Origin of the sequence: Nonomuraea phyllanthi, assembly GCF_006334985.2 — a bacterium.
GTDB classification, from domain to species: domain Bacteria; phylum Actinomycetota; class Actinomycetes; order Streptosporangiales; family Streptosporangiaceae; genus Nonomuraea; species Nonomuraea phyllanthi.
In genome coordinates this window covers 33,501-49,324 of record NZ_VDLX02000003.1, presented here as the reverse complement: position 1 = coordinate 49,324, position 15,824 = coordinate 33,501, and the positions used below count along the sequence as shown (strand labels likewise).

Sequence of the window (15,824 nt, the reverse complement as noted above, 5' to 3'; positions counted from 1 at the left end):
CCACATGAGACCGTCCCCCAGGCTCGTAGCGGCGCTCGCCGTTCTGCCCCTCGCCCTGACGGCTTGCGGTGGAGGCGGATCGAGCGGCACGCCAGCCGCCCCGCCTTCCGTAGCCGGCGCCTCTGCCGACAACCGGCCCGTCAAGAGCGGCGGCACGCTCACCGTGGCGCTCAACGCCGATCCTGACGCGCTCGACCCGAGCACCTCGACCACTCTGGTCGGCCGTGAGGTGTTCGCGAACATGTGCGAGAAGCTCTACGACATCGACGCGAAGTCCACCATCGTCCCGCAGCTGGCCGGCGCATTGCCCGAGCTCTCCGACGACGGCAAGGAGGTGACGATCAAGCTGCGGGAGGGCGTGAAGTTCAACGACGGCACGGCCTTCGACGCCGAGGCGGTCAAGAAGTCGCTGGACCGGCACCGCACGTGGGAGAAGTCCGCGCGCCAGGCCGACCTGGAGGCGGTCTCCAAGGTCACGGTCGTCGACCCCACGACCATCCAGCTCACGCTGAAGCGGGCGTTCACGCCGCTGACCGCGCAGCTCGCCGACCGCGCCGGGATGATCATGTCGCCGAAGGCGCTGGACGCCGCGAACGACAACTTCGGCGCCGGCCCGGTCTGCGTCGGGCCGTTCAAGTTCGCCAGCCGCACGTCCGGCAGCGAGATCGTGCTGGAGAAGGCCCCGGACTACTACGACGCGGCCAAGGTCAAGCTCGACAAGCTCGTATACAAAATCATCGTGGACCCGAACGTACGGGCCGCGAACCTGAAGTCCGGCGACGTGCAGGTGGGCGACAACCTCGCCACCAACACCGTCAAGGGCGTGCAGAGCGACCCGAACCTCAAGGTCGTGTCCGGCGGCGGCCTCGGCTACTACGGTGTCACGATCAACATCGGCAACGCCGACGGCGCCACCGAGAAGTCCGGCCCGGTGGACACGGCGCTGGGCAAGAGCCCGCAGCTGCGCGAGGCGTTCGAGCTGGCGCTCGACCGCGACGCGATCAACAAGACGGTCTACAACGGCCTGTACGAGGTGGACTGCTTCGGGGTGCCGCTGGACAGCCCGTTCCGCGCCGACGGCCTGCAGTGCCCGCAGCGCGACGTGGCCAAGGCCAAGCAGCTCGTGCAGGCCTCCGGCGTGCCGACGCCGATCAAGGTCACGCTCAACACCCCCAACGACGCCGTGAACATCCGCCTCGCCCAGGTCATCCAGCAGATGACCAAGGAGGCCGGTTTCGAGGTGAAGGTGCACACCGCCGAGTTCGTCAGCCTCCTGGAGGAGGGCAAGGCCGGCACGTTCGACGCCATGCTGGTCGGCTGGTCCGGCCGCGTGGACCTCGACGGCAACCTCACGAACCTCGTCACCTCGCGCGGCAGCAACAACTACAGCGGCATGTCCGACCCCGGCATCGACGACCCGATCAAGCAGGCCGCCGCCGAGTCGGACCAGGCCAAGCGGGCCGAGCTCTACGCCGCCGCCATGAAGAAGATCGCCGAGCTGCGCGGCATCCTGTACCTCTACCACAACAAGTACTACCTGGGCATGAGCAAGAACGTCGCCGGGGTCCAGTACTTCGCCGACGGCCTTCCGCGCTTCGTCACCGCCGGATTCGCCGCGTAATGCTCTGGTTCATCCTTCGGCGCTGCGGGTCAGCGGTGATCGTGTTGTTCCTGGCCAGCGTCCTGATCTTCCTCGGGATCAGGGCGCTGCCCGGCGACCCGGCCACGGTCATGGCGGGCCAGGAGGCCTCGCCCGCCGTGGTCGAGGCCATCCGGCACGAGTTCGGCCTGGACAAGCCGCTGCCCGCCCAGTACCTCGACTACGTCGGCCAGACCCTGTCCGGCAACTTCGGCCGCTCGACGCAGGACCAGCTCCCGGTGATCGACATCATCGCCGAGCGGCTGCCGGTGACGCTGGAGCTGTCGGCGCTGGCCATGCTGGTCGCCGTGATCGTCGGCGTCGGCGCCGGCATCGCGGCGGCCGTCCGGCGCGGCCGGCTCGCCGACTACGTGGCCACCGGGTTCGGCCTGGCCGGGCTGTCGGTGCCGCACTTCTGGCTGGGCCTGCTCGGCATCCTGCTGTTCGCGGTCACCTGGCGGATCCTGCCCGCCTCCGGGTACGTCCCCTTCACCGAGGACCCGGCGCAGAACCTCCAGCGCATGATCCTGCCCGCCATCGTGCTCGGCACCGGCTTCGCCGCCATCCTCATGCGGCAGACCCGCTCGGCCATGCTCGGCGCGCTGTCGGCCGACTACGTCAGGACCGCCAGGTCGAAGGGCCTGTCCGAGACCAAGGTGGTGGGCGCGCACGCGCTGCGCAACAGCCTGACGACGGTCGTCACCGTGCTCGGCCTCCAGCTGGGCGCGCTGATCAGCGGCGCCGTGGTGACCGAGCAGATCTTCGTGATCCCGGGGTTCGGCAAGCTGACCGTGGACGCGGTGCTGACCAGGAACTACCCCGTCATCCAGGCCGTCGTCCTCATCACGGTCATCGGCTACGTGCTGGTCAACCTGCTGGTCGACATCGCCTACGCCTTCCTCAACCCGCGCATCAGGCTGTCGGGAGGCACCCGTGACTAAGCTCTGGCGCCGCTTCAGGAAGCGGCCCATGCCGATGACCGGGCTGGTGCTGGTCGTCGCGTTCCTGCTGCTGGCGCTGGTCGGGCCGCTGGTCACCGCCGACCCGACCCAGCAGGACTACCTGGCCACGCTCGCGCCCCCGTCGCCCGCCCACCTGATGGGCACCGACGACCTGGGCCGCGACGCGTTCGCCAGGATCGCCCACGGCGCGCAGGTCTCCCTGCAGGCCGGGGTGCTGTCCACGCTGCTGGCGATGGTCGTCGGCATCCCGATCGGCCTGGTCGCCGGCTTCTACCGGCGCTGGCTCGACCCCGTGGTGATGCGGCTGGTGGACGTGACGCTGGCGTTCCCGTTCCTGGTGTTCGCGGTGGGCCTGGCGGCGATCATCGGCCCCTCGCTGAAGGGCGTGGTGCTGGCGCTCGGCTTCGCCCAGCTGCCGGCCGTCGTGAGGATCACCCGTGGCGAGGTGCTGGCCGTCAGGGAGATGGACTACGTGGACGCCGCCGTCGCCGACGGCGCGGGCGACGGGCACCTCATCTTCCGGTACGTGCTCCCGAACTGCGCCAGCCCGCTCATCGTGCAGGCCACGGTGGCGATCCCGGCGGCCATCATCGGCGAGTCCACGCTGTCGTTCCTCGGGCTCGGCGTGCAGCCGCCCACGCCCTCGTGGGGCGTGATGCTGACGACCGCGCAGCAGTATCTGAGCGACGCCCCGTGGCTGGCCGTCTGGCCGGGACTGATGATCGCGCTGGCCACGCTCGGTTTCAACCTGCTCGGCGACGGGCTGCGTGACGTTCTGGACCCGAGGAGCAGCCGATGAGCCTGCTGGAGATCACCGACCTCACCGTCGGCTTCGACACCGAGGACGGCCACGTGCAGGCGGTCAGGGGCATCTCGCTCACGCTCGGCGAGGGCGAGATCCTGGCGCTGTGCGGGGAGTCGGGCTGCGGCAAGTCGGTCACCGCGATGTCGGTGCCCCGGCTGCTGCCGCCCGGGACGACCCGGCTGTCCGGCTCGGTCAAGCTGGACGGGCGCGAGCTCACCACGCTGCCCGAGCGGGAGATGCGTCAGGTACGCGGCAAGGACGTCTCGGTCGTCTTCCAGGAGCCGATGACCTCGCTGAACCCGTCGTTCACCGTCGGTTACCAGATCACCGAGGTGCTGCGCAGGCACGAGCGCCTCTCGCGCCAGGCGGCCAACGGCCGGGCCGTCGAGCTGCTGGAGCTGGTCGGCATCCCGGCGCCGCGGCGGCGCATGAAGGAGTACCCGCACCAGCTGTCGGGCGGCATGCGCCAGCGCGTGATGATCGCGATCGCGGTGGCCTGCTCGCCGCGCGTGCTGATCGCCGACGAGCCGACCACGGCGCTCGACGTGACGATCCAGGCCGGCGTGCTGGACGTCTTCCGCGACCTGCGCGACCGGCTCGGCACCGCGGTCATCCTCATCACGCACGACCTGGGCGTCGTGGCCGACATCGCCGACAGGGCCGTCGTCATGTACGCCGGTCGCGCCGTCGAGCAGGCACCGGTGACCGAGCTGTTCGCGCACCCGCGCCACCCGTACACGCTGGGCCTGATGAACGCGCTGCCGTCCGCGGCCGTGGACGGGCGGCTGGCCGAGATCCCCGGCATGGTGCCCTCGCCGCTGACCGACCCCGACGAGTGCTCGTTCCAGGCTCGCTGCCCGCGCGCCCAGGACGACTGCCGCGCGGCCAGGCCGCCGCTCGAACGGCACGCCGCCGGCCATCTGGCGGCCTGCTTCCACCCCAGCGGGGACGCCCCGCACACCCCGAACGACGGAGAAGACCCCCCGCGGGGAGGCAACCGGTGATCCTGCGCATCGACAACCTGGTCAAACACTACGGCCAGGTACGCGCCGTGGACGGCCTGTCGCTGGAGATCGGCCAGGGCGAGGTGCTCGGCCTGGTCGGCGAGTCCGGCAGCGGCAAGTCCACGGTCGGCAAGTGCGTGCTGCGCCTGACCGAGCCCACCTCCGGCACGATCGAGCTGGGCGGCCGCGACATCACCCACCTGTCGCGCCGGGCCATGCGCCCGCTGCGCCGGGACGTCCACATGGTCTTCCAGGACCCCTACTCCTCGCTCAACCCGCGCTTCACGATCGGGCAGATCGTCGCCGAGCCGCTGCTGCGGCACAAGGTGGCCGGGCGGCGCGAGGTCCAGGAGCGGGTCTCGGCCATGCTGGAGAAGGTCGGGCTGCGGCAGGAGATGCGCTCCCGCCACCCGCACGAGCTGTCCGGCGGGCAGCGGCAGCGGGTGGGGCTGGCCAGGGCGCTGATCGTCGAGCCCAAGCTCGTCGTGGCCGACGAGCCGGTGTCGGCGCTGGACGTGTCCGTGCAGGCGTCGGTGCTCAACCTGATCACCGATCTGCAGCGCGACATGGGGTTCTCGTGCCTGTTCATCACCCATGACCTGTCGGTGGTGGAGTTCCTGGCCGACCGTATCGCGGTCATGTACCTCGGCAGGATCGTCGAGTCCGGCCCGACGGCCGAGATCTTCGCCGCGCCGCGCCACCCGTACACGCAGGCCCTGCTGTCGGCGGCGCCGGTGGCCGATCCGGTCAGGCAGCGGGAACGGCGCAGGATCGTGCTGGGCGGCGACGTCCCCAGCCCGGTCGACCCGCCCGCCGGGTGCCGCTTCCACACGCGGTGCCCGCTGGCGTACGACGCCTGCCGTACCGACGAGCCCCCCTTGCGTGATCCACGTGGCGGCGACCATCCGGCCGCGTGCCACCTGGTAACGGCGGACCGCACCCCAGACGCGGCCGCACAATGAACTGAAGGAGAGAGTTTGTTCACCACCAGGCCTGAGCTGAAGGGCGACTTCGGCATGGTCGCGAGCACCCACTGGCTGGCCTCGGCCACCGGCATGGGCGTTCTGGAACGCGGCGGCAACGCCTTCGACGCGGCGGTGGCCGCCGGGTTCGTGCTCCAGGTCGCCGAGCCGCACCTGAACGGCCCCGGCGGCGAGGTGCCGATCCTGCTCTGGAGCGAGGCCGACCAGAAGGTGTCGACCGTGTGCGGGCAGGGCGTGGCGCCCGCCGCGGCCACCATCGAGCGTTTCACCGAGCTGGGCCTGGACATCGTGCCCGGCACGGGGCTGCTGGCGGCCACCGTGCCGGGGGCGTTCGGCGGCTGGATGCTCATGCTGGAGCGCTGGGGCACCTGGTCGCTGGCCGACGTGCTGGCCCCCGCGATCCACTACGCCGAGCACGGGGTGCCGGTGCTGGAGCGGGTCTCGGCCACGATCGAGGCGGTCCGGGAGCTGTTCACCGAGGACTGGCCGACGTCGGCGGCGACCTGGCTGCCCGGCGGGAACGTTCCCGATGCCGGGTCGAAGTTCGCCAACCCCGTGCTGGCCGCCACCTACCGGCGCGTCGTCGCCGAGGCCGAGGCCGCGTCGAGCACCCGTGAGGGCCAGCTCGCCGCCGCCAGGAAGGCCTGGTACGAGGGCTTCGTCGCCGAGGCGATCGCCGAGTTCTGCGCCAGGACGGCCTGGCGCGACAGCTCCGGCGAGGCGCACGGCGGGCTGCTCACCGGCGACGACCTCGCTCGCTGGTCCGCCTCCGTCGAGGAGCCGCTCGCCCTCGACTACCACGGGCACACCGTCTACAAGACCGGGCCGTGGGGCCAGGGACCGGTGTTCCTCCAGCAGCTCGCCCTGCTGCGCGGCTTCGACCTCGACGCCATGGGCTATCTCAGCGCCGACTACGTGCACACGGTGACGGAGGCCGCCAAGCTGGCCTTCGCCGACCGCGAGGCCTGGTACGGCGACACCGACGTACCGATCTCCGACCTGCTCGGCGAGGGCTACAACGCCGAGCGGCGCACGCTCGTCGGCCCCGAGGCGAGCCTGGAGCTGCGGCCCGGCGCGCCCGGCGGCCGTCCGCCGAGGCTGCCCGACTTCCCCGAGCCGGGCACCACGAGCGACGCCCCCGGCATCTCCGGCGCGCGCCGCGCCCCGCAGGGCGTCGGCGAGCCGACCGTGGCCCGCGACGGCCGGGTCAAGGGCGACACCTGCCACCTGGACGTCGTCGACCGGCACGGCAACATGGTCTCCGCCACCCCCAGCGGCGGCTGGCTGCAGAGCTCCCCCACCATCCCCGAGCTGGGCTTCTGCCTGGGCACCAGGGCGCAGATGTTCTGGCTGCAGGAGGGGCTCGCCGCCTCGCTGCGGCCCGGCACGCGCCCGCGCACCACGCTGTCGCCGTCGTTCGCGCTCAGGGACGGACAGCCGTGGCTGGCGTTCGGCACCCCCGGCGGCGACCAGCAGGACCAGTGGAGCCTGAACTTCTTCCTCGCCGTCGTCCACGGCCGCCTGAACCTCCAGGAGGCCATCGACGCGCCCATGTTCCACTCCGAGCACTTCCCCAGCTCGTTCTTCCCGCGCGGCTCCCGCCCCGGCGTGCTGCACGCCGAGGACCGCATCGACGCGGGTGTGCTGGCCGAGCTGCGGCGGCGCGGGCACGAGGTCGAGACGCAGGATCCGTGGTCGCTGGGCAGGCTGAGCGCGGTCGCCCGTGACGGCGCGTTCCTCAAGGCCGCCGCCAACCCGCGCGGCGCCCAGGGCTACGCCGTCGGCCGATGACCGATCTGTTGTTCCTGGCCGGGGCCGGACTCCTGGCCGGGGTGGTGAACGCGCTGGCCGGCGGCGGGACGCTCATCTCGTTCCCGGCGCTGCTCGCGCTCGGCTACCCCGGCCTGTCCGCGTCCGTGACCAACGCGGTGGCGTTGTGGCCGGGCTATCTCGGGGGAGTGCTGGGTTACCGGGCCGAGCTGCGCGGCCAGCGGCGCCGGGCGACCGTGCTGTCGATCACCGCGGTGGCCGGCGCCGGCGCGGGCAGCGCGCTGCTGCTCGTCACGCCCGGCCGGCTGTTCGAGTCGCTGGTGCCGTGGCTGGTGGGCTTCGCCAGCCTGGCGCTGCTGGCCCAGCCGTGGCTGCGCAAGCACTTCGGCGGCGAGGCCGGCGGGCCGCCCAGCAGGCTGGTGTACGCGGGCGTCTTCGTCGGCGGCTGCTACGGCGCCTACTTCAACGGCGGCATGGGCGTGCTGCTGCTGACCGTGCTCGGCATGTTCCTGCACGACAACCTCCACCGCGTCAACGCCGTGCGGGCCACGCTCGCGCTGGTGATCAGCACGGTGTCGGTGGTGGCGTTCTCGCTGTTCGGGGACGTGCAGTGGCAGGCGGTGGCGGCCATCGCGCCGGCCAGCCTGGCGGGCGGGTTCCTCGGGACGCGGCTGGCGCGGCTGATGTCGGCCAAGGTCCTGCGCGGGGTCGTCGTCGCGTTCGGGCTGGGCGTGGCGCTGGCGCTGGCCCTGCGCTAGGCGGCGCGGTGCTGGTCGGAGCGGTGGCGGTTCAGACCGGGCCGTAGATCGCGTGGGGGGATCCCGTGGTCATGGCCCAGTAGCGGTCGCCGTACGACCAGTGCCACCACTCGGTCGGGTAGTTGACCAGGCCGGACGGCTCCAGGGCGGCGGCGAGCAGCTTGCGGTTCGCACGGGCGTCGGCGGAGACGTTGGGAGCGTTCGTGTAGCAGGCGCCGCCGCTCTGCTCGGGGTTGTCGTTGACCTGGGTGCCCATGTCATATTCGACGCCGTCGGGGTCGCACAGGGTCAGGTCCACGGCGGCCCCGGCGGTGTGGGGGGCGACCTCGACAGGGGACACGTACCGACTCGCCGCGATATAAGCCTCGTCAGGCGAAATTTCGGGGAAGGCGGCCTGGAGCTCCGCCCGGTACCCGTCGAAGATCCGCCGCTGGGTGGCGATCGGGCGGTAGCCCTCGACCACCAGCAGGTGGAAGCCGTCGGGCAGCAGCCGCTCGGCCCGCTCCAGCCGGTCGAGCAGGCCCGAGCGCAGGTGCGCGTACGCGCCCTCGTCGTCGGCCAGGCGATCGTCCACGCGGAGCCGCCCGCGTACGTCGGCCAGCGGCTCGCCGCACTCCTGGACGAGGATCCCGGTCACCCGGGGGTCGGAGATGAGCACGACATCTTGGGGGGACTGCCACATGGGCAGAAATTCTCACACAGTGTCGGAGAAGACCTGTTCCCGGGCCTGCTCCAGAGCCGCCACCAGCGCGCCCCTCAGCACCGGGTTGCCCGCGACCCCGGTGGTGACCACGGTGGGCCTGCTGGGGCACACCCGGGCCACCGCCTCCTGCACCTTGGCGGCCAGCCGCTCGCCGCCCGCGCGGCCGACGTCACCGCTGAGCACGATCAGTCCGGGATCGAGCACGACTGTCACCGCCGCCGCCCCCACGGCCAGCCGCGCCGCAACCTGGTCCAGGTACGCCTCGTCACCGCCGCGCACCAGGTCGGACACCGTGTGGCCGGTCACGCCGTGCCGCTCGGCCAGGCCGCGCAGCGCGTCGTGGCCCACCAGTCGCTGGAACGAGCCGGACTGCGGCTCCGAGACGTCGGACGGCAGCGGCTCGCCCGGGACCGGCAGCCAGCCGATCTCGCCCGCTCCCCCGCTGATCCCCCGGTGCAGCCGGCCGCCCAGCATGACGCCGAGGCCCTGGCCCACACCTGCCCAGATCACCGCGAAGTCGTCGTGGCCGACGGCCGCTCCGTAGGTGTGCTCGGCTAGCGCGACCAGGTTGACGTCGTTCTCGATGGTGACCGAGGCGCCGAGGGTCTGGCGCAGGCTGGCCAGCACGCCGACGTGCCAGTCCGGCAGGTCGTACGACCAGCGCACGTCGCCCGTGACCGGGTCGACCACGCCGCGCGTGCCGATGACGAACGCGCGCAGCCGCGACAGGTTGACGTCCGCCGCGTCGCACGCCCGTCGTACGGCCTCGTGGACCGCCTTGACCGGGTCGCGGCTGTCGCTGGGGTTGAGCGTGATCTCGACGACCACTCTGCCTGTGATGTCCGCCACAGCCACGCGCATGCTGTCGGGCAGAACCTCGAGCCCGGCGACGTACGCGCTGGAGGGGGCCACGGCGTACAGGGCGGCGTGCGGCCCCCTGCCGCCCGCGCGCTCCCCCGCAACCTCGACCAGCCCCCGCTCCTCCAGTCGTGCGAGCAGCTGACCTGCGGTTACCTTGGAGAGCCCGGTTCGTTCCCCCAGTTCGGCCCGGGTGAGCGGGCCGTCCGTGAGGAGCAGCTCGAGAGCCGCGCGATCGTTCAGCCTGCGCAGCAGCCGGGGGACCCCCGGGCTTCGACTCATTACCGCACCCCTCTCGTCACGAATGGCTAACGAGCGTTTCTTTTAAGAAAGTTTCTTGTTAGTTTAGCAGCCGTCGCTCGACATTTGACGATCAGCCTGGTGCGGACCGTAGGCCGGCACCCGGGAAGGGAGACCCTGTGAGGATCGCGAAGATCACAGCCGCTACGGTCACCACGGCCGCGCTCGCCGTGGGCCTGGCCGCCTGTGGCTCCGGCGAGGCGCCATCGTCCTCACCCAGCGCCGCCGCCTCCTCCGCCGGCGGCCCCAAGTACGCGGGCAAGACGCTGACGTTCTGGCGCCTGGGCGACAGCAACCCCGACGCCAAGGCGTACACCGACGAGCTGGTCGCCGAGTTCGAGAAGCAGACCGGCGCCAAGGTGAAGGTCGAGTGGATCCCGTGGCCGCAGGTCAACGACAAGTTCACGGCCGCGGCGGCGGGCGGCGCCGGCCCCGACGTGACGGAGATCGGCAACGACCAGGTGCCGCTGTGGCAGAGCCAGGAGGCCCTGGAGCCGATCACCGACATCGTGGCGGGCGGTGACCAGGCCCAGATCCCCAAGAACCTGATGGGGCTGGAGACCATCGACGGCGAGACGTACGCCGTGCCGTGGGGCGGCGGCAGCCGGGCCGTGCTCTACCGCGCCGACTGGTTCAAGGAGCTCAAGATCGAGGTCCCCAAGACCTGGGACGAGCTCGTGGCCGCGGCCAAGAAGATCCAGAAGGCGAAGGGCTCGGACGTCGACGGCTTCGCCTTCAACGGCGGCTCCGACGCCAACCACCTGCTGGGCGCCCTCGCCTGGACCGCCGGCGGCGAGTACGCCGTCAAGGAGGGCGACAAGTGGGTCGGCAAGCTCACCGAGCCCGGTTTCAAGGAGGGCTTCGCCCAGTACACCGGACTGGTGACCGACGGGCTGTCCAGCAAGGCGCGGCTCAACCAGAACACCACCGAGATCCGCACCCGCTTCTCCAACAACAAGGTCGGCATGTACCTGACCGCGTCGTGGGACCTCGCGACCATCGAGGAGGAGAGCAAGGGCAAGATCAAGGGTGACAAGATCGCCTTCTTCCCGCTCCCGTCCAAGGCCGGCGGCGAGGCGCAGTCCTTCCTCGGCGGCAACGACATCGCCGTGTGGGGCACCTCCGAGCAGAAGGAGGCCGCCAAGGACTTCGTGAAGCTGGCCTCGGGCAAGCAGTGGGGCGTCAAGTACGCCACCGACGGCGGCCTGCTGCCGGTCTACCCCGACGCGCTGGCCGCGCTGGCCGATGACCCGGCCCAGGCGCCGTTCGCCGCCGCCTTCGCCAAGGCCAAGGCCTTCCCCGCCGACCCGCAGTGGACGGAGGCCAACGAGACCAAGGCCGTGCTGCAGAACGCCGCCCGCCAGGTCATCGAGGGCAAGGCGACCGCGGACGAGGCACTGGCCGCGGCCAACAAGGAACTCGAAGACATCCTCAACGCGTCCTGAGTCCTATGACCGACACGTCAACGCTCTCCCGGGGCGGAGGCCACTCCTCCACCCCGGGACGGCGCCGCGCACCCCGGCGGGCCCGCGCCAGCGGGCTGCCCGCCTGGTCCATCCCCTACGTCCTGCTGATCCCCGGCCTGCTGGTCATCGGCGCGCTGCTGCTCTGGCCGCTGATCCAGATGGTGATCATCTCCTTCCAGAAGGTCGGCCTGGTCCAGATCTCGGGCAAGAAGCCCGCCACCTGGCTCGGCCTGGAGAACTACACCAACGTTCTCGACAACGACATCTTCTGGTCCTCGCTGCGCAACACGGTGGTCTTCGCGGCCGTCGCGGTGCCGCTCACGCTGGTCCTCGGCACCGCCGTCGGCGTGCTGCTGCACCGGCTCGGCAAGAAGATGTCGCTGTTCGTCATCATCGGCATCATGTTCGCCTGGGCGGTCCCGCCGGTGGCGCAGGGCGTGATCTGGCGCTGGCTGTTCGACGCGGAGGCGGGCGTCATCAACTGGGCGCTCAACCTGCTGCCCGACTGGCTCTCCAGCGCCCTGTTCGGCCGCGCCGACTGGACCGGGCAGCCGTGGCTCAACGACGCGTGGTCCATCTACATGGTGCTGATCATCTGCGTGGTCTGGGCGAGCTTCCCGTTCATCGCGGTCTCGGTGCTGGCGGGGCTCAAGGGCATCCCGGCCGAGCTGTACGAGGCCGCCAGGGTGGACGGCTCGGGGCCGTGGCGCACGTTCAGGAAGATCACCTTCCCGCTGCTGAAGCCGGTGTTCGCGGTGCTGACCGTACTGTCGATCATCTGGGACTTCAAGGTCTTCGCCCAGCTGTACGTGCTGGCCGGCACCAGCAACCGGGAGGCCTACAACCTGTCGATGTACGCGGTGACCGAGGCGTTCAAGGCCCCGCCGAAGATGGGGTCCGGCGCGGCCATCGCGGTCGTGCTGACCGTGATCCTGCTCATCGTCACCGCGGCCTACATCCGGCAGATGTTCAAGCAGGAGGAGGTCTGATGAGACCGCTGGCCCGCAGGCGCCTGGGCAAGGCCGCGCTCAACACGGCAGGCGTGCTGGTCTTCCTGGTGGCGATCTTCCCCGTCTACTGGATGGTCAGCACCGCTTTCAAGGCGAACGACCAGATCTTCACCACCGACTTCATCCCGTTCCCCACCCACTTCACCTTCGAGCACATCACGCGGGTGCTCACCGAGGGCGTGGCCGAGCACTCCATCTGGCTCTACATGCGCAACAGCGCCATCGTGGCGCTCGGCACGGTCGTGATCGGCGCGGTCTTCGCGCTGCTGTCGGCGACCGCGGTGGCGAGGTTCCGGTTCAAGGGGCGCACGGCGTTCCTGGCCCTGCTCCTGGTCGCGCAGATGATCCCGGCCGAGGCGCTGGTCATCCCGCTGTTCCTCGGGGTCAAGCGCCTCGGCCTGTACGACCAGCTGCTCGGCCTGATCGTCACGCAGGTGGCGCTGACGCTGCCGTTCGGCATCTGGATGCTGCGCACGTTCGTGGCCGCCGTGCCCAAGTCGCTGGAGGAGGCGGCCTGGATCGACGGGGCGAGCCGGTTCACCACGTTCTGGAAGGTGCTCTTCCCGCTGGTGGCCCCGGGCCTGGTCGCGACCAGCATCTTCTCGTTCATCACCGCGTGGAACGAGCTGATCATGGCCCTCTACCTGATCAGCGACCCGACGAAGTACACCATGCCCGTGGCCCTGCAGTACTTCTTCGGGCAGAAGGGCACGGACTGGGGCGCCATCATGGCCAGCTCCACGATGATGACCATCCCGGTCGTCATCTTCTTCCTTGTCGTGCAGCGCCGCATGGTCTCCGGCCTGGTCGCCGGAGCCGTCAAGGGCTGACATCTCCCGCAGGGCGGAGACCTTCTTTCGCCATGCCCTGAAACCCACGTTTCGAATGCATGCCTGTCATCAGAAGAGGAGCCATGAGTCAGAGTGATCGGGGGCTGCGCCGTCTCGCGGCCGGCACACTGCTCGTCGCCTTCCAGGGCACCACGGCGCCCGAATGGGTGCTGCGCGAGCTGGAGCACGGCCTGGGCGGCGTCACGCTCTTCGGCTTCAACGTGGCCGACCCCGGCCGGCTGTCCGAGCTGACCGCCGCGCTGCGCGGCGCCGGTGAGCCGGTCATCTCCCTGGACGAGGAGGGCGGCGACGTCACCCGGCTGGCGTACCACGTCGGCAGTCCGTACCCGGGCAACGCGGCGCTCGGCGCGGTGGACGACACCGAGCTGACCCGCCGCGTCTACCGCGCCATCGGCTCCGAACTGGCCGCCTGCGGCATCAACCTGGACATGGCGCCCAGCGCCGACGTCAACACCGAGGCCGACAACCCGGTCATCGGCACGCGATCGTTCGGCGCCGACGCCGCGCTGGTCTCCCGGCACACGGTGGCGGCCGTCCAGGGCCTGCAGTCGGTGAACGTGGCCGCCTGCGTCAAGCACTTCCCCGGCCACGGCGCGACCCGGGTCGACTCGCACCTGGCGATCCCCGTCGTGGATGTGAGCCTCGATGTGCTGCGGGAACGGGAGCTGGCCCCGTTCCGCGCGGCGATCGGCGCGGGGGCGAGGTCGGTGATGACCGCGCACGTCGCGGTGCCGGTGGTGACGGGACAGACGCCCGCCACGCTGTCCGGCGCCGCGCTGACCGGGCTCCTCAGGGGCGAGCTCGGCTACGACGGCGTGGTCGTCACCGACGCGCTGGACATGCGGGCGATCACCAGGAGCGTGGGCCTGGCGGGCGGCGCCGTGCTGACGCTGGCGGCCGGGGCCGACCTGCTGTGCCTCGGGCCGCTGCCGTCCTATGACGACGTCCAGGCCATCATCGCCGAGATCGTCGCCGCGGTGCGCGACGGGCGGCTCGACCCCGCCCGGCTGGAGGAGGCGGCGGCCCGGGTGGCGGCGCTGCGGGCCTGGTTCGGAACGCCCGCGCCCGTCGCCGCCGAGCAGAACGGGGTCGGCCTGCACGCGGCGCGGCGCGCCGTGCGGCTGACCGGAGAGACGGAGCCCCTCGTCGAGCCCCTGGTGATCGAGGTGGACACCCCGCCGACGATCGCCGTGGGCGACGTGCCGTGGGGCGTGGGCCCGTGGCTGCCGGACGCCGAGATCGTCCGGGTCGAGCCGGGGGCCGCCGACGTCCCTGCCCTGCTGGCCAAGGCCGCGAACCGGTCGCTGGTCGTCGTGGTCAAGGACGCGCACCGCCACCGGGCGAGCCAGGACCTGGTCTCCGCGCTGGTGGCGGCCCGTCCCGACGTGACGGTGATCGAGATGGGGCTGCCCGTCTGGCGGCCCGGCAGCGCCGCCTACATCGCGACGTACGGGGCGGCCAGGGCCAACGCCCAGGCCGCCGTCGAACTCCTCACCGCCTGAGCCCCCGTGGAGCCCGCCGGGGTCAGGAGGCCAGCAGCTCCTCGCGCGCCTGGTCGAGAGCGGCCAGCACGGCGCCGCGCAGCACCGGGTTGGGGTCGGTCACCGTCGTGGTGACGATCTGGGGCCGCACCGGGCAGATCCTGGCCACGGCCTCCTCCACCCGGGACGTGAGCGCGGACCCGCCCGCGTGGCCCACCTCCCCGGCCAGCACCACCAGCCCCGGGTCGAGGACCACGCACACGGCGGCCACCCCCAGGGCGAGCCGGTTGGCGATCTCGTCGAGCAGCGGCTCGCCCTCCGCGCCCGCGGCCATCGCGACCTTGACGCACTCGCCCGCGCTGCCGGCCGCGAAGCCGTACGACTGGGCCAGCTCGGCCACCGCCTCGGCGCTGACGAGCGACTGCAGGCCGCCCGCCAGCGAGGGCAGCCGGCCGGGCGGGGTGCGGATGTCCTCGGGCAGCGGCACGCCCGGCACCGGCAGGTAGCCGATCTCCCCCGCGCTGCCGGACCGCCCGCGGTGCAGCCGGCCACCCAGCATGATCGCCAGGCCGAGGCCGCGGCTCGACCAGAGCAGCACGAAGTCGTCGATCCCCTGCGCCGCCCCGTCGGCGCGCTCGGCGATGGCGGCGAGGTTGACGTCGTTCTCGATGGTCACCTCGCGGCGCAGGTCGCCCGCCAGCGCCTCGTGGATGCCCTCGTGCCAGCCCGGCAGGTCGAAGGAGAAGCGCACGTCGCCGCTGCGCGGATCGACCACGCCCGGCGTGCCGATGACGACGCCGCGCAGCCTGGACAGGCTGACCTTGGCGCTGCGGCACGCCTTGACGATCGCGCCGTGAACCAGCGAGACCGGGTCGTCGTGGCCGCCCGGGTCGACCGCGACCTGGGCGATCGTCCGGCCGTGGATGTCGGCGACCGCGGTGGAGATCAGCTCGGGCCCGACCTCCAGGCCGGCCACGTACGCACTGGAGGCGATCACCGAGTAGAGGGCCGCGTTGGGACCGCGGCCGCCCGCCTGGGTGCCGACCATCTCGACCAGGCCGCGCTCCTCCAGCCTGGCCAGCGTCTGCGAGGCCGTGACCTTGGACAGGCCGGTCAGGTCGCCGATCTGGCCGCGCGTCATGGGGCCGGTGGTCAGCAGCAGCTCCAGCGCCGCCCGGTCGTTGATCTCCCTGAGCAATCTGGGCACACCAGGGCGTCGCTCCACACCGAATCC

14 protein-coding genes are annotated in these 15,824 nt (G+C 71.5%); 11 read left to right on the top strand and 3 right to left on the bottom strand.

The genetic code is table 11. The features are described 5' to 3' along the window. Positions 1 to 4: 4 nt before the first annotated feature. The 7 genes from FH608_RS09195 to FH608_RS09165 are packed head-to-tail and all read left to right on the top strand — an operon-like array spanning position 5 to position 7,921. Positions 5 to 1,621, top strand: coding sequence for an ABC transporter substrate-binding protein (locus FH608_RS09195; RefSeq protein WP_139630002.1), 1,617 nt, complete (start codon positions 5 to 7; stop codon positions 1,619 to 1,621). Beyond that, positions 1,621 to 2,580: an ABC transporter permease gene (locus FH608_RS09190; RefSeq protein ID WP_139630001.1), complete on the top strand. Its 960-nt coding sequence runs from the start codon at positions 1,621 to 1,623 to the stop codon at positions 2,578 to 2,580. The genes FH608_RS09195 and FH608_RS09190 overlap by 1 nt, the downstream gene beginning before the upstream one ends. Next, on the top strand, positions 2,573 to 3,400 hold the full coding sequence (locus FH608_RS09185; protein ID WP_139630000.1) for an ABC transporter permease: 828 nt from the start codon (positions 2,573 to 2,575) through the stop codon (positions 3,398 to 3,400). The genes FH608_RS09190 and FH608_RS09185 overlap by 8 nt, the downstream gene beginning before the upstream one ends. Further along, positions 3,397 to 4,410 carry an ABC transporter ATP-binding protein gene (locus FH608_RS09180; RefSeq protein ID WP_139629999.1) on the top strand — a complete coding sequence of 338 codons (1,014 nt, stop codon included), beginning with the start codon at positions 3,397 to 3,399 and terminating at the stop codon, positions 4,408 to 4,410. The genes FH608_RS09185 and FH608_RS09180 overlap by 4 nt, the downstream gene beginning before the upstream one ends. After that, positions 4,407 to 5,372, top strand: coding sequence for an ABC transporter ATP-binding protein (locus tag FH608_RS09175; RefSeq protein WP_139629998.1), 966 nt, complete (start codon positions 4,407 to 4,409; stop codon positions 5,370 to 5,372). The genes FH608_RS09180 and FH608_RS09175 overlap by 4 nt, the downstream gene beginning before the upstream one ends. A gap of 54 nt (positions 5,373 to 5,426) precedes the next feature. Then, complete coding sequence (locus FH608_RS09170; RefSeq protein ID WP_139630402.1) at positions 5,427 to 7,184, top strand: gamma-glutamyltransferase family protein; 1,758 nt, start codon at positions 5,427 to 5,429, stop codon at positions 7,182 to 7,184. Continuing rightward, entirely contained in the window at positions 7,181 to 7,921 is a 741-nt protein-coding gene (locus FH608_RS09165; protein WP_139629997.1) for a sulfite exporter TauE/SafE family protein, read from the top strand. The genes FH608_RS09170 and FH608_RS09165 overlap by 4 nt, the downstream gene beginning before the upstream one ends. A gap of 31 nt (positions 7,922 to 7,952) precedes the next feature. On the opposite strand, the gene FH608_RS09160 is transcribed toward FH608_RS09165, so the two are convergent. Both FH608_RS09160 and FH608_RS09155 read right to left on the bottom strand, forming a co-directional pair. Next, a complete protein-coding gene (locus FH608_RS09160) occupies positions 7,953 to 8,603 on the bottom strand; it encodes a M15 family metallopeptidase (protein WP_139629996.1) in 651 nt (216 codons plus the stop codon). A 12-nt stretch (positions 8,604 to 8,615) separates the two neighbouring features. Continuing rightward, positions 8,616 to 9,764 carry an ROK family transcriptional regulator gene (locus tag FH608_RS09155; RefSeq protein ID WP_139629995.1) on the bottom strand — a complete coding sequence of 383 codons (1,149 nt, stop codon included), beginning with the start codon at positions 9,762 to 9,764 and terminating at the stop codon, positions 8,616 to 8,618. A gap of 137 nt (positions 9,765 to 9,901) precedes the next feature. Between FH608_RS09155 and FH608_RS09150 the strand changes: the two genes are divergently transcribed. The 4 genes from FH608_RS09150 (at position 9,902) to FH608_RS09135 (ending at position 14,611) form a co-directional block, all read left to right on the top strand. After that, positions 9,902 to 11,227: an extracellular solute-binding protein gene (locus FH608_RS09150; RefSeq protein ID WP_139629994.1), complete on the top strand. Its 1,326-nt coding sequence runs from the start codon at positions 9,902 to 9,904 to the stop codon at positions 11,225 to 11,227. Positions 11,228 to 11,232: 5 nt separating this feature from the next. Continuing rightward, on the top strand, positions 11,233 to 12,237 hold the full coding sequence (locus FH608_RS09145) for a carbohydrate ABC transporter permease (protein ID WP_139629993.1): 1,005 nt from the start codon (positions 11,233 to 11,235) through the stop codon (positions 12,235 to 12,237). After that, complete coding sequence (locus FH608_RS09140) at positions 12,237 to 13,088, top strand: carbohydrate ABC transporter permease (protein WP_139629992.1); 852 nt, start codon at positions 12,237 to 12,239, stop codon at positions 13,086 to 13,088. Before FH608_RS09145 ends, FH608_RS09140 begins: the two co-directional genes overlap by 1 nt. A gap of 83 nt (positions 13,089 to 13,171) precedes the next feature. After that, complete coding sequence (locus FH608_RS09135; RefSeq protein ID WP_139629991.1) at positions 13,172 to 14,611, top strand: glycoside hydrolase family 3 protein; 1,440 nt, start codon at positions 13,172 to 13,174, stop codon at positions 14,609 to 14,611. Positions 14,612 to 14,633: 22 nt separating this feature from the next. On the opposite strand, the gene FH608_RS09130 is transcribed toward FH608_RS09135, so the two are convergent. Further along, positions 14,634 to 15,815, bottom strand: a complete 1,182-nt coding sequence (locus FH608_RS09130) for an ROK family transcriptional regulator (RefSeq protein WP_139629990.1) — start codon at positions 15,813 to 15,815, stop codon at positions 14,634 to 14,636. Positions 15,816 to 15,824: the final 9 nt, after the last annotated feature.

Bases quoted from the DNA above. Each gene is read 5' to 3' on its own strand.
- FH608_RS09195 (WP_139630002.1), top strand. From the start codon at position 5: ATGAGACCGTCCCCCAGGCTCGTAGCGGCGCTCGCCGTTCTGCCCCTC.
- FH608_RS09190 (WP_139630001.1), top strand. From the start codon at position 1,621: ATGCTCTGGTTCATCCTTCGGCGCTGCGGGTCAGCGGTGATCGTGTTG.
- FH608_RS09180 (WP_139629999.1), top strand. From the start codon at position 3,397: ATGAGCCTGCTGGAGATCACCGACCTCACCGTCGGCTTCGACACCGAG.
- FH608_RS09170 (WP_139630402.1), top strand. From the start codon at position 5,427: ATGGTCGCGAGCACCCACTGGCTGGCCTCGGCCACCGGCATGGGCGTT.
- FH608_RS09165 (WP_139629997.1), top strand. From the start codon at position 7,181: ATGACCGATCTGTTGTTCCTGGCCGGGGCCGGACTCCTGGCCGGGGTG.
- FH608_RS09160 (WP_139629996.1), bottom strand. From the start codon at position 8,603: ATGTGGCAGTCCCCCCAAGATGTCGTGCTCATCTCCGACCCCCGGGTG.
- FH608_RS09155 (WP_139629995.1), bottom strand. From the start codon at position 9,764: ATGAGTCGAAGCCCGGGGGTCCCCCGGCTGCTGCGCAGGCTGAACGAT.
- FH608_RS09145 (WP_139629993.1), top strand. From the start codon at position 11,233: ATGACCGACACGTCAACGCTCTCCCGGGGCGGAGGCCACTCCTCCACC.
- FH608_RS09140 (WP_139629992.1), top strand. From the start codon at position 12,237: ATGAGACCGCTGGCCCGCAGGCGCCTGGGCAAGGCCGCGCTCAACACG.
- FH608_RS09135 (WP_139629991.1), top strand. From the start codon at position 13,172: ATGAGTCAGAGTGATCGGGGGCTGCGCCGTCTCGCGGCCGGCACACTG.